Annotated in this window: 8 protein-coding genes; 7 read left to right on the top strand and 1 reads right to left on the bottom strand. The window is 55.3% G+C overall.

The genetic code is table 11. The features are described 5' to 3' along the window. The first annotated feature begins 12 nt into the window (after positions 1 to 12). The 6 genes from BLP45_RS08340 (at position 13) to BLP45_RS08315 (ending at position 10,583) form a co-directional block, all read left to right on the top strand. Positions 13 to 1,236, top strand: a complete 1,224-nt coding sequence (locus BLP45_RS08340) for an efflux RND transporter periplasmic adaptor subunit (protein WP_090371653.1) — start codon at positions 13 to 15, stop codon at positions 1,234 to 1,236. Beyond that, positions 1,233 to 4,349 carry an efflux RND transporter permease subunit gene (locus BLP45_RS08335; RefSeq protein WP_090371651.1) on the top strand — a complete coding sequence of 1,039 codons (3,117 nt, stop codon included), beginning with the start codon at positions 1,233 to 1,235 and terminating at the stop codon, positions 4,347 to 4,349. Before BLP45_RS08340 ends, BLP45_RS08335 begins: the two co-directional genes overlap by 4 nt. Next, a complete protein-coding gene (locus BLP45_RS08330; RefSeq protein WP_090371649.1) occupies positions 4,349 to 5,746 on the top strand; it encodes an efflux transporter outer membrane subunit in 1,398 nt (465 codons plus the stop codon). Before BLP45_RS08335 ends, BLP45_RS08330 begins: the two co-directional genes overlap by 1 nt. Before the next feature lie 166 nt (positions 5,747 to 5,912). After that, a complete protein-coding gene (locus BLP45_RS08325; protein ID WP_090371647.1) occupies positions 5,913 to 7,151 on the top strand; it encodes an efflux RND transporter periplasmic adaptor subunit in 1,239 nt (412 codons plus the stop codon). Further along, positions 7,148 to 10,333, top strand: coding sequence for a multidrug efflux RND transporter permease subunit (locus BLP45_RS08320; RefSeq protein ID WP_090371645.1), 3,186 nt, complete (start codon positions 7,148 to 7,150; stop codon positions 10,331 to 10,333). The genes BLP45_RS08325 and BLP45_RS08320 overlap by 4 nt, the downstream gene beginning before the upstream one ends. Continuing rightward, complete coding sequence (locus BLP45_RS08315) at positions 10,302 to 10,583, top strand: efflux RND transporter permease subunit (RefSeq protein WP_090371643.1); 282 nt, start codon at positions 10,302 to 10,304, stop codon at positions 10,581 to 10,583. The genes BLP45_RS08320 and BLP45_RS08315 overlap by 32 nt, the downstream gene beginning before the upstream one ends. 110 nt (positions 10,584 to 10,693) lie before the next feature. Here BLP45_RS08315 and BLP45_RS08310 read toward each other — a convergent pair whose 3' ends face one another. Next, positions 10,694 to 11,626 (bottom strand): LysR family transcriptional regulator, encoded by a 933-nt coding sequence (locus BLP45_RS08310; RefSeq protein WP_090371641.1) that lies wholly within the window; start codon positions 11,624 to 11,626, stop codon positions 10,694 to 10,696. Between the two features lie 142 nt (positions 11,627 to 11,768). Here BLP45_RS08310 and BLP45_RS08305 point away from each other — a divergent pair, with 142 nt between their 5' ends. After that, positions 11,769 to 13,238: a ribulose-bisphosphate carboxylase large subunit gene (locus BLP45_RS08305; protein WP_176754707.1), complete on the top strand. Its 1,470-nt coding sequence runs from the start codon at positions 11,769 to 11,771 to the stop codon at positions 13,236 to 13,238. Positions 13,239 to 13,258 lie beyond the last annotated feature (20 nt).

The raw sequence follows: 13,258 nt of genomic DNA, 5'->3' as shown, positions 1-13,258 counted from the left end.
TGGAGTTAAAAAATGGCAGTTGCCAGATATAAAAACAAACTTCGGGATTTATCCGCGATTATCTATTCGAAAGCAACTATTGCACTGATTATAAGCGCTGTATTGGGCGCGTGTGGCAAAAACGACCAAGCGCCGGATCAGCCCCCCGGCGGCATGGCTCTTCCCGTCAGCATAATCGAAGTAAAACCGACCAGCGTGCCGATTAGTGCCGAAGCGGTTGCGCAAACCGAAGGCGCCAAGGAGGTCGAAATACGGCCCAGGGTGGGCGGTATTTTGCTCAGACGCCTGTACGATGAGGGGGCCGCGGTAAAAGCAGGGCAGCCCATGTTTCTGATCGACCCCGTGCCCTATCAGAATGCCCTCGCCCAAGCAAAGGCACAGCTCGCCGAGCAGAAAGCCCGCATCGTACAGACGGAGCGCGAGGAAAACCGCTTGCGCGATCTGCTCGACACGCAAGCTATCAGTCAACGGGAATACGACAATGCCGCCTCTGATAATGCGATCGCCACGGCGGCGCTGCAGCAGGCTGAAGTTCGGGTACGCGACGCCGAGCTTAATCTTTCATATACCACCGTAACAGCGCCTGTGAATGGCATATCAGGCCGCTTTCAGTTCTCTGAAGGGGCACTGGTGGAAGCGTATAACAGCCTGTTGACGACGCTTGTCCAGCTATCACCCATATGGGTGCGCTTCAGCCTTTCCGATAACGAACTGGCGCAGATCGGCGGCCCCCTGAATGAGCAAAGGGTAAAGCTGGTAACGTTGATATTGGCGGATGGCACGGAGTATGAAAAAGCAGGGGAACTGAATTTTGCCGCCAGTAAAATCGACCCCACGCTTGGCACGCAGCAATTACGCGCAACATTCGATAATCCGGATCAGCGCTTGCTGCCAGGGCAATTCGTGCGTGCGCGCGTCACCACGGGGCAACGCGACGGCGTTTTCCTCGTCCCCCAGGTTGCGGTGCAGACCTCTGATCTTGGCAAAAATGTCTATGTCATCAACGAAAAGAACGAGGCGACGATACGCACGGTCACAGCTGGTCGCTGGATCGGCAAAGACTGGGTAATTCTTGACGGATTGAAACCTGGCGATAAAGTGATCGTCGATAATATTATCAAACTTCGCCCTGGTACCCTCGTATCACCCCATGCGCCGGGAGAAGCGCCCGCCGAATCCCCCGCTCCACCGAAAGCGGATCAGCAGGCAAGCGGACAGAGGCATGAATCCTCATGACCAGGTTCTTTATCACGCGGCCAATTTTTGCGTCGGTCGTCTCCATTATCATCGTTCTGGCCGGGTTGGCGGCAGCGATGCAGCTGCCCATTGCCCAGTATCCGCAGATCGCGCCTCCGACTGTCCTGATAACCGCCACTTTTCCGGGGGCGAGCGCCGATACCCTGGCTAAGACCGTGGCGGCGCCGATTGAAGAACAATTAAGCGGCGTTGAAGACCTGCTTTATTTCAGTTCCAGCGCCGACTCGAGCGGCACGTTGACGATTACCGCGACCTTTGAAGTTGGTACGGATGTCGATCAGGCGACTTTCAATGTCAGTAACCGCGTGAATATTGCGCTGCCACGCTTGCCGGATGAGGTCCGGCGAACCGGCCTGATCATACAAAAGCGTTCCAACGATATTCTTCTTGTCTTTATGCTCGTCTCCAAGGAGAAGGGGAAATATGATCCCCTGTTTCTCAGCAACTACGCCACGCTTAACGTACTGGATGAACTGAAACGCGTCAAAGGCGTCGGCGAGGCGATGGTTTTCGGAGGAATGGATTATTCCATGCGTATCTGGCTGCGCCCTGATCGCATGGCGCAGTTAGGAGTCACCACAACAGATATTGCTGCGGCTATTCGATCGCAAAATGCGCAGTATGCGGCAGGCAAGATAGGCCAGGAACCGGCACCGGCCCATCAGCAACTGGTTTATACGGTCAACGCCAGGGGCCGGCTGCTGGAACCTGAGCAATTCGGCAATATCATCCTGCGTGCCGACGGGCCGGAAGGCGCTCTTTATCTCAAGGATGTCGCGCGTATTGAACTTGGGGCGCAAAGTTATGACGTTCGCACTGCGCTTAACGGTCAGCCCGGCGCGGGGATTCCCATCTTTCTGCAGCCCGGCGCCAATGCGTTGGAGACGGCGGACGCTCTCGTCGCAAAGATGGATGAGTTGAAGGCATATTTCCCTGAAGGGATGGATTATGTTGTGCCTTACGATACCAGCCTTTTCGTCAAAGCCTCCATGTGGGAGGTGGTCAAAACTCTCGGCGAGGCGATGATCCTGGTCATACTGGTGGTCTACCTGTTTCTGCAAAGCTGGCGCGCTACGCTGATTCCCATTGTCGCGGTACCCATTTCCCTGATTGGCACCTTTGCCGGCTTGTGGCTATTTGGCTTCTCCATCAATACGCTCACGCTCTTTGCCATGGTGCTGTCCATCGGCATTGTGGTGGACGATGCGATTGTCGTGCTGGAAAACATCGAGCGTTTGATGGACGAAGAAAATCTGTCGCCGATGAAAGCCGCCATTAAGTCCATGGAGCAGGTTTCGCGTGCCGTGGTCGCGATTGTGTTGGTGTTGTGCGCGGTGTTTGTGCCGGTGGCCTTCATGGGCGGCATTGCCGGCGAGCTCTATCGCCAGTTTGCCGTGACTGTTGCCGTCGCGGTGGTCATTTCCGGTATTGTGGCGCTGACGCTCACGCCGGCGCTGTGCGCCATCATACTGAAAACCACGCATGGCGAATCCGCGTTCTTTCGTGCGTTCAACAAGGGGTTCCGGCGGTTGACCAATTTCTATACCGAGACGGTCAGCCTCACCTTGCGTCATACCATTATCGGCACCTTCGCGTTCGCGGCAATCGTCGGCCTCGCCGCCTATCTGATTAAAACCGTGCCCGATAGCTTCGTGCCGCCTGAAGATCAAGGGTATGTGGTTGCCGCAACAATCCTGCCCGATGGGGCAACGCTGGCCCGAACAACCAAAACGGCTGAAGCCGTGCGTGCCGCCATTGCGGAAGATCCGGCGGTCTCCCACCAGTTCGTGGTGAACGGTTTCGATCTGATCGGCGGCGGCAATAAAACCAGCTCGGCAACCATGTTCGTGACATTCAAAGACTGGTCCGAGCGTACCGCTACAGCCGAAGATATCGTCAACAAGCTGTTCGGTATCGGCATGCAGCAGCCCGACGGCATAGCGATAGCATTTAATCCGCCCGCTATTCGCGGTCTGGGGACCGCGGGTGGTTTTGAAGTTTATGTGCAAGCCCGCGGCGGCTCGGATCCCCTGCAATTATCGGATGCCGTGAACCATCTCATCGAAGCCCTGAACCAGGAGCCGCGTCTTGCCGGCATCAACACTTTCTTCCGCCCGACGGTACCGCAATTCTTTATTGAAGTGGATGAAGCAAAGGCGATTTCGCAAGGCGTGTTGATCGCTGATCTGTACGCGACTTTGCAAAGCACCATGGGTTCACTCTATATCAACGATTTCAATAAGGCCGGCAGAACCTACCGCGTGCAATTGCAGGCGGAATCCCGATACCGCATGCAACCGGAAGATCTCGGCAGGGTGTACGTACGTTCCCAGTCCGGAGCGATGGTGCCCCTGTCGGCGGTGAGCACCATGAGCACTATCGTCGGTGCCGAGCAGCTTGAGCGTTATAACGGGCTTCTTTCCGCAAAAATAATGGGGAGCGGGGCACCGGGGGTAAGCTCGGGCGAGGCCATCAAGCTGGTGGAAGAGATTGCGGCAAAGAATTTGCCCGGGAACTACCAGATTGCCTGGACAGCACAGGCCTATCAGGAAAAACGCACCGGTTCCGCGGCCATCCTTGCTTTCAGTTTCGCCATCATTATGGTATTTCTCATCCTGGCCGCGCAATTTGAAACCTGGGGACTTCCGCTGGCCGTGATCATGGCTGTGCCCTTTGCGCTGACAGGCGCGTTGCTTGCCATTTTGGTGCGTGGAATGCCCAATGATATCTACTTCCAGGTGGGCTTGATCACGCTGATCGGCCTGGCCGCGAAGAACGCCATTTTGATCGTGGAGTTCGCCAGCCAGAAAATGCGGGAGGGAATGCCGGTTGCGCAAGCGGCGGTTGAAGCCGCGCGCTTGCGCTTTCGTCCAATCGTCATGACTTCCATGGCGTTTGTGCTGGGGATCGTGCCGCTGGTCATCGCCACCGGGGCCGGAGCGGCTGCCCGCCGTTCCATGGGTACCGGCGTATTTGGCGGCATGCTGCTCGCCACGTTCGTCGCGACCATCTTCATCCCTCTGTTCTTTACCTGGCTTACGCGCAAGCATGCAGACAAACCAGCCGAAAATGTGCAACAGGAAACAGCATAATGCGACACTATAACGCGTGGATCAGAACACTATCATTGCTCTCAACCCTGCTGATCGCGTCCTGCGCCATGGGGCCAGACTATATCCGCCCTCCGATCGAGACGTCCGAAAAGTTTCGCATGACGCAAATGGAAGGGCAATCCATCGCCAATCTCCCCTGGTGGGAACTCCTGCGCGACGAAGAACTGCAGCGGCTCATCCACCAGGCTTTGGCCGAAAATAAAGATCTCAAGCAAGCGGTGGCAAGTGTAGAAGAGCTCCAGGCGCGCAGCACCATCGCAAGCCTGGATTTCCTTCCCAAATTCGAGGTGAACGCCAACGCCCCGGCGTTCGGTACCCTTGGCGGGTTCCTTATCCGCGGATTCCCGACGCCTTACAGTTATTTCGGGCACGCCAATCTGAACTGGGAACTGGATATCTGGGGCAGGATCCGCCGCTCCAACCAGGCGGCCCTTGCCGAACTGATGGCCCGTGAAGAGAATCGCCGGGCGGTGGTGCTTACGTTAGTGAGCTCGGTAGCACAATCCTATTTCGATCTTTTACAGTTTGACATGCAGCTGGATATTGCGCGACGTGCCCTGTCATCGTGGGAAGAATCGGTCGCCATTGCCCAGGCGCGACTGCGGGGAGGATTGATTTCCAGGCTCGACCTGGATCAGTTTGAGGCGGAGCGAGCCAATGCGGCCACCAGAGTGGCGGAACTCGAACGGCAAATGGCGCAAAAGGAAAATGAACTGAGCGTGCTGTTAGGGAAAAATTCAGTTCCGATCCAGCGAGGCAGCGTTCTGACGGAGCAGCTTATGCCGCCCGACGTGCCGGCCGGTCTTCCTTCCGAACTGCTGCAGCGGCGCCCCGATATTCTCCAGGCGGAACAGACGCTGGCAGCCGCGACGGCGAGAATCGGAATGGCCAAGGCGGCCCGGTTTCCAAAGCTCTCGATCACCGGTTTTCTAGGGGTGGCCAGCCCGGCGCTGTCGAAGCTGCTGCTCTCCGGAAGCGAATTTGGGGCAGGCGGACTCGGGTTGGCTGGACCACTGCTCAATGCGCAAAGCCTGGGTTTCGAGCAGCGTGCCGCGGAAGCCCAGGCACGACAGGTACTGGCCCAATACGAGCAAACCATCCTTGTGGCATTCAAAGAGGTCGAAGATGCCCTGGTGGCGATTCGCACCGTTAGTGAGCAACGCAAGGCCCAGCAGCAGCAGGTCGAAGCGCTGCGCTCAGCTTTGCATGTATCCGACCTTCGCTACCACGGGGGTATTACGAGCTACGTGGATGTGCTTCTTGCCAAGCGAAATCTGTTCAGTGCCGAATTTGCCCTTACAGCCACGCACCGCTTTCACCTGGTGTCTGTCGTTCAGCTTTATAAAGCGCTGGGAGGCGGATGGCAACCGGAGTGATTCTGGCAAAAACCTTGGTTGCCTGTAATCTTCAATAACTAATCCTGCCCCGGAAGCGGGCATTACGCATAATGCGTGGTCAATTTACGACGCAGCAAGCGATAGAAGATATGACGGAGGAGATTAGGATATTCCCGTCGTCTTCAGGATAATCAAAATCAAGCATATGACTTCAATAATCCGATCGTTGGAAGCATTCATCATTGAAGGAACCGTCGCTGCTTGCATAAGGGGCGGACTCATCCTGATCCTGCTTGCCGGTTGCGTGGAGAAGCCCCCCACCAGCCCGCCTCCTCTTCCCCACGAAGTGGAGTTCATGACCGTCACCACGCAAACCGTCCCGGACGAACCGGAATTTATCGGGCAGACGGAGGCCTTTCGCCCAGTGGAAATTCGGTCACAGGTAACCGGGATTATCAAGGAGGTTTTTTTTACCGAAGGCCGGAATGTCAAGAAAAATGATCGGCTGTACCTGATTGACCCTGTACCCTTCAAAGCAGTCTATCTCAGCGGCAAGGCCAGAGTGGCCGAGGCTCAGGCCCGGCTGATACAGGCGGAGCAAGATTTGGCCCGGGTGAAGCCGCTTCTCGAGCAACAAGCCGTCAGCAGAAAAGATGTCGATGATGCCGTAGCCGGAATGTCGGGAGCTAAAGCCGCACTTGAAGCCGCGCAAAGCGATCTGGTAAAAGCGAAGTTTGATCTGGACAACACGCTGATCACCGCACCAGTGAACGGCCGAATCGGTCGCAGCCAGTTCTATGAAGGAAGACTGGTCTCCGCTCAGACAACGCTTCTGACCACCATCGACCAACTGGACCCCATGTATGTGAATGTGAGCGTTCCTGAAACCTACCTGCTCCGGCGGCGCCGCGAACTCACAGAGCATAAGGTCCAGCGGCCCGATATTTTTAAGTTAACGGGTGTGATGACCTTTTCGGACGGCAGCGTCTATCCGGAAGAAGGAACGCTGGATTTTGCGAACGTCGCCCTACGGCCTGAGACGGGGACATTGCAGGCGCGATTCACATTTCCCAACCCCGAAGGCGGCTTTTCTCCCGGGCAGTCCTATTTTTATCCTGGGCAGTTCGTCAAGATTCGCCTCAGGGGTTATATCCGGACTGACGCGATCCTCGTCCCCCAACGCGCCGTGCAACAGGGACCCAAGGGGTCGTTTGTCTACGTGATTGATAGCGGCGACAAAGCGGAGCTTCGCCTGATTCAGGCCAGCACATGGCATGGGGATAAGTGGCTGATCGAATCGGGTCTTCATCCAGGAGAGCGCGTGGTCGTGGAAGGGTTTCACCGGATCCAGCCAGGAGTTCAGGTAAAGCCCGTCCCGTACCGGAATCAAGAAGCGTCTGCGAATAGCCAGTCTGCAAAAGAAATGACGCAGAAGGCACCATGAACTTCCATTTTTTTATTGATCGGCCAATTTTCGCGTCAGTCCTGTCCATCGTTATTGTTGTCGTTGGCCTGGTCTCATTGAAAGCCCTGCCGATCGCGCAATTTCCCCAGATCACGCCGCCGATGGTGCAGATTGACGCGGATTATCCGGGGGCCAGCGCAGAAGTTGTAGCGGAAGCGGTGGCGCGTCCCATCGAGGTGCAGCTTCCGGGAATCGATAACCTTCTGTATTACGACTCCACAAGCACGAACGACGGACACATGACGATGCGGCTCACGTTCGAAATCGGGACTGACGTGGATATCGCACAGGTCCAGACGCAGAACCGGCAGCGCCTTGCGGAGCCCCAACTGCCAGACGAAGTCATACGTCAGGGTGTAACCGTGAAGAAAACGTCACCGGATTTACTGGCGGTCATCGCGCTGAGCTCGACGGATCCCAGGCACGACACGATTTTCCTCTCCAATTATGCCCTGATTCGAGTCCTTGACAGTATCAAGCGCCTTCCCGGTGTCGGTGACGCCATCATCTTTGGCGCCCAGAATTATTCGATGCGGTTAATTCTCGACCCCGTCCGCATGGCGCAACTCGACCTCACGCCGACCGAGATTGCGGCTGTCGTTCGCGAGCAAAACCGGGATTTCCCTGCTGGAAGGATAGGCCGCGAACCGACAGCGCACGGTACGGAGCTCACTATCCCGGTCATTACGAGCGGCAGGATGAGCGAGGTCAAGGAGTTCGAGGATATGATCGTTCGAGCTTATCCGGACGGTTCCATGGTAAGGATGCGGGACGTCGCGCGGGTGGAGTTGGGTGCGCAATCTTACGATCTTGAAGGCCGGTGGAATGGAAAACCCAATACATTTTTGCTGACTTTTCTTTCGCCTGGAGCCAATGCGCTCGATACGGTCCAGCAGGTCCGGCAGGAAATGGACAAACTGGCCAGGAGCTTTCCGGCAGGGGTATCCTACGATATTCCCTATGACACGACTACGTTCATTGATGTCTCCATCAAGGAGGTTGTGAAGACTCTCGCTGAAGCGACACTCCTTGTCATTCTGGTCGTTTTTGTTTTCCTGCAAAACTGGCGCGCGACCCTCATTCCAGCGGTCGCTGTTCCCATCTCACTGATTGGAACGCTAGCGGGGATGGAAGCGTTGGGGTTTTCGATCAATACCCTGACCCTGTTTGGAATGGTTCTGGCCATCGGCATCGTGGTGGACGATGCAATTGTCGTTGTAGAAAATGTCGAGCGCCACATGACCAAAGGCGGGCTTTCGGCCAGGGATGCGGCGAAAAGGGCCATGGATGAGGTGGCCGGGCCGGTGATAGCGATCGTCCTTGTGCTGGGCGCCGTGTTTGTGCCTGTTGCGTTTCTGGGAGGGATCACCGGGGAATTGTACAAGCAATTTGCAATTACCATTGCCCTGTCTGTCGCCATTTCCGGTTTCGTGGCGCTTACTCTCAGTCCTGCCCTTTGCGCCCTCGTCCTCAAACCTGGCCACGGCATGGCCCACAAAAGCTGGAAGGGCTGGAAAATTTTCAACCGGTCGTTCGACTGGACTCAGACGCGCTATGTTGGCGCTGTGAGAGCCATCCTGAGACGCTCTGCGATCGCTCTCGCCATCTTCGGCATTCTGATATTTGTCATCATTGGTTTATTTAAAACCATTCCGGGCAGTTTTTTGCCGGAAGAAGATCAAGGCTATTTTATTACCGTTGTCCAACTGCCGGAAGGTGCTTCCAAGGCGCGGACAATTGAGGTTCTGAGTAAGATAGAAAGCTACTTCCAATCGATTCCGGCAGTCCACTCGACGGATGCTCTGGCGGGGCAAAATTTTGTATTTGGAACCCGGGGGGCAAATCAGGCAACGATGTTTGTACCGCTGCAGCACTGGGATACCCGCACAAATCCCGGCGAACAAGTTTCCGGCCTTATTGCTGCGGCATTTGAGGAATTTGCCAAAATCCCTGAAGCGTTGATCCTGGCGTTTAACGCGCCCTCTATCCAGGGCCTAGGCTCCACCGGCGGGTTTTCAGTGCAGTTACAGGACCCGAGCGGGGGTGACTTCGCCGAGTTCGCGGCAGTGGCTCAGGAATTCGTGGCCATGGCTGTCGAACACCCCGCAATCGCAACGGCGAGCACGAATTTTCGTGTGAGCACGCCCCGGCTCTATGCCCAGGTGGACCGGGAGCGGGCCAAAGCGCTGGGCGTACCCATTTCGGAAGTCTTCGATACCATGCAGGCTTACTTTGGGAACCTGTATGTCAACGATTTCGTGAAATTCGGCCGTGTCTATCGCGTGCAAACGGAGGCCCTGCCGGAGTACCGGTCCCGTCCGGAAGATATCAGCAAAGTCTATGTACGAGCGAAAAACAATGCGGGTAGCACCATGATTCCACTGGATTCAGTCGTTACCACCAAGTTTACCAGCGGACCGGACCCGGTCACCCATTTCAATGGGTTCAATGCGGCGCTGGTATTGGGAGGCGCCGCACCAGGGTATAGTTCAGGGCAAGCGCTGGACGCACTGGAGCAAATAGCAAATGAAGTTCTCGTCCCCAAAGGTTATGCAATCGACTGGAGCGGCATATCGTTTCAGGAACGGCAAGCTGGAGGACAGTCGAGCCTGGTATTCGCTTTTGCTCTTCTCATGGTTTTTCTGGTACTGGCCGCCCTGTATGAAAGCTGGTCAGTTCCCTTTGCGGTCATCCTTTCGATACCCTTTGGAATTTTAGGCGCACTCCTGGCCATCTGGACGCGGGAACTGACCAATGACATTTATTTTCAGATCGGGTTAGTGACGTTAATCGGGCTGGCCGCTAAAAATGCGATCCTGATCGTCGAGTTTGCCAATCAACGATACGCTGAGGGTGCTTCGTTGGCTTATGCTGCGCTCGAGGCTGCACGTCTTCGTTTCCGGCCTATCATCATGACCTCCATGGCCTTTATTCTTGGGGTATTTCCTCTTGTAATAGCCTCGGGGGCTGGCGCAGCGAGCCGGAATTCCATCGGCACTGGAGTGTTCGGGGGAATGTTGGCAGCCACATTTCTAGCGATCTTTTTTGTGCCGCTCTTTTTTGTGGTAATTGGAAAGATTGCGCGACGAACCAAGCGCTCAGTGGCCGAGACCCGGGGAACTGCGGCTGATGAGTCCTCTTCTACAAAAGAAAAATCGTAATGGAGATCCGCAGGCGGTTGAAGCCGCGCGCTTGCGCTTTCGTCCAATCGTCATGACTTCCATGGCGTTTGTGCTGGGCGTCGCCACTTGGGCGCGGAGCGGCTGCCCGCCGTTCCTTGGTACCGGCGCATTTGGCGGCATGCTGCTCGCCACGTTCGTCGCGACCATCTTCATCCCTCTGTTCTTTACCTGGCTTACGCGCAAGCATGCAGACAAACCAGCCGAAAATGTGCAACAGGAAACAGCATGATTGCAGTCAAGCGATGGGATTGGATAAAATGGGTTTGATGGAATGGAAATAATAAGCCGAATGATGGGTGCGCTTTACTCCTAGTTGAAGACCGCATGGAGGATTAAGAATTACGCTTCTTCGGTCTTTCGCTCCTGTATTCCAGGCATCAACCCGGGTGCTTCCTTCAGCAGGAATTTTCTGAACGCCTGCGCGACGCTTGAAAGACGCTTGTTTCTTCGATGCACCACATGCCAATGACGCATGATGGGAAAGTCCTGCACATCCAGAATCTTCAACCGTTTCGTCTCCAGCTCCAGCTCCGCGGTGTGCAATGACATGATGCCAAGCCCCATTCCCGCTTGGACCGCCTGTTTGATCGCCTCGCTGGTATCTGTTTCCATGCCTCTGTGAATGGAGATGTGATGCGCCGCAAAAAAGCGCTCCATTGCGCCGCGCGTGCCGGAGCCGGGCTCGCGTACCAGGAATGTTTCCTGCTCCAGTCTTTTTACGGGAATTCGGCGAAGCTTGCATAGGGGATGCGTGGGCGGAGCGATCACTACCAGTGGATTTTCCATGAACGATTCGGTAGCGATATCCAGGTCATCCGGCGGCTGGCCCATAATCGCCAGATCGATCACATTGTCGGACAATTGCTTGAGTACCGTCTCCCGGTTAGAGACGTTAAGGCTGACGGTAATGCCGCTATAGCGCTGGCAAAACCTGGCCAGCAGGTGAGGAGCAAAGTAGTTGGCAGTACTGACCACCGAAATATTGAGCTTGCCCCGTTCGAGACCTTTCAACTCATCCAGTGCAAGCTCCATATCGGCCAGTTGCCGTGAAATCGCCCGGCTGTAATGATGGAGCTCGCGCCCGCTATCGGTCAAAAAGATCTTCTTACCCATCTGCTCGAACAGGGGCAAGCCGATGTTGCTTTCTAATTGTTTGATTTGCATGGACACAGCGGGTTGAGTCAGATAGAGTTCTTCTGCAGCGCGCGAGAAACTCAGATGGCGGGCAACTGATTCAAAAACTTTTAGCTGTCTTAGCGTAATATGCAGCATCGTCCTGCGGAACCAATTTTTTGCGTAATGATATATAAGGTAAACGTTATTATAACAATCAAAACACGTGACTGTTGTTTATAATAATTCAGACTACAATTATTCCGTAGTACCTTTATCTACCTTCATGAGGAGAATCGATATGAGTCAAGAAATAACCGGCAAGGAACGCTATAAATCCGGTGTAATCCCTTATAAGAAAATGGGTTACTGGGATTCCGATTATGTACCGAAAGATACGGATGTTATTGCCTTGTTCCGCATCACCCCCCAGGAAGGAGTGGACCATGAGGAAGCCGCCGCCGCTGTCGCCGGAGAATCCTCAACCGCAACCTGGACCGTGGTATGGACCGACCGTCTAACCGCCTGCGAACTTTATCGCGCCAAAGCCTACCGTTCCGAACTTGTGCCCAATACCGGCCCCGGCACCAAGAATGAGGCACAATATTTCGCCTATATCGCCTACGATCTGGATTTGTTCGAGGAAGGCTCCATCGCCAACCTGACTGCTTCAATCATCGGCAACGTATTTGGTTTCAAAGCAGTAAAAGCACTACGCCTCGAAGACATGCGTATCCCTGTCGCCTACCTGAAGACTTTCCAGGGTCCTGCCACGGGTATCATAGTAGAGCGTGAACGCCTCGACAAATTCGGCCGACCCCTGCTGGGAGCTACCACCAAGCCGAAACTGGGACTCTCCGGCCGCAATTATGGACGCGTGGTATATGAAGGCCTCAAGGGCGGTCTCGACTTCATGAAAGACGACGAGAACATCAATTCACAGCCCTTTATGCACTGGCGCGACCGTTTTCTCTACTGTATGGAAGCAGTCAACAAGGCTTCGGCAGCGACGGGCGAAGTCAAGGGCCATTACCTGAATGTCACCGCGGGCACCATGGAAGACATGTATGAGCGCGCGGAATTCGCCAAGTCGCTTGGCTCCGTCATCATTATGATTGACCTGGTAATCGGCTACACCGCGATTCAGTCGATGGCCAAGTGGGCCCGCAAGAACGACATGATTCTGCATTTGCACCGCGCCGGCAACTCAACCTACTCGCGCCAGAAAAATCACGGCATGAATTTCCGCGTGATTTGCAAGTGGATGCGGATGGCGGGTGTGGATCATATTCACGCTGGCACGGTTGTTGGCAAGCTCGAGGGCGATCCTCTCATGATCAAGGGCTTTTACGATACTCTGCGCGAGTCACGTACGCCGACAAGTCTCGAGCACGGCCTGTTCTTCGATCAGGACTGGGCCTCGCTGAACAAAGTGATGCCTGTCGCTTCGGGTGGCATTCACGCCGGCCAGATGCACCAGTTGCTGGATTATCTGGGTGAAGACGTCATACTGCAGTTCGGCGGCGGCACCATCGGTCATCCGATGGGCATACAAGCGGGGGCGGTAGCCAATCGCGTGGCGCTGGAAGCAATGATACTGGCACGCAACGAAGGCCGGGACTATGTGAAAGAAGGCCCCAAGATCCTGGAAACCGCTGCCAAATGGTGCACGCCGCTCAAACAGGCGCTGGATACATGGAAGGATATCACCTTCAACTATGAATCCACCGACACTGCCGACTTCGTGCCATCCACCACGGCCAGCGTCTAATCACTTCAAGGAGAAATCAT

The sequence above is a fragment of the Nitrosospira sp. Nl5 genome (assembly GCF_900102495.1).
Taxonomy (GTDB): domain Bacteria; phylum Pseudomonadota; class Gammaproteobacteria; order Burkholderiales; family Nitrosomonadaceae; genus Nitrosospira.
Note: the sequence above shows the minus strand (reverse complement) of the source record. Positions and strands in the feature narration are given on the sequence as shown.

Excerpts from the sequence above, each read along its gene's own strand:
- BLP45_RS08340 (WP_090371653.1), top strand. The coding sequence starts at position 13 with ATGGCAGTTGCCAGATATAAAAACAAACTTCGGGATTTATCCGCGATT.
- BLP45_RS08335 (WP_090371651.1), top strand. The coding sequence starts at position 1,233 with ATGACCAGGTTCTTTATCACGCGGCCAATTTTTGCGTCGGTCGTCTCC.
- BLP45_RS08330 (WP_090371649.1), top strand. The coding sequence starts at position 4,349 with ATGCGACACTATAACGCGTGGATCAGAACACTATCATTGCTCTCAACC.
- BLP45_RS08325 (WP_090371647.1), top strand. The coding sequence starts at position 5,913 with ATGACTTCAATAATCCGATCGTTGGAAGCATTCATCATTGAAGGAACC.
- BLP45_RS08320 (WP_090371645.1), top strand. The coding sequence starts at position 7,148 with ATGAACTTCCATTTTTTTATTGATCGGCCAATTTTCGCGTCAGTCCTG.
- BLP45_RS08315 (WP_090371643.1), top strand. The coding sequence starts at position 10,302 with ATGAGTCCTCTTCTACAAAAGAAAAATCGTAATGGAGATCCGCAGGCG.
- BLP45_RS08310 (WP_090371641.1), bottom strand. The coding sequence starts at position 11,626 with ATGCTGCATATTACGCTAAGACAGCTAAAAGTTTTTGAATCAGTTGCC.
- BLP45_RS08305 (WP_176754707.1), top strand. The coding sequence starts at position 11,769 with ATGAGTCAAGAAATAACCGGCAAGGAACGCTATAAATCCGGTGTAATC.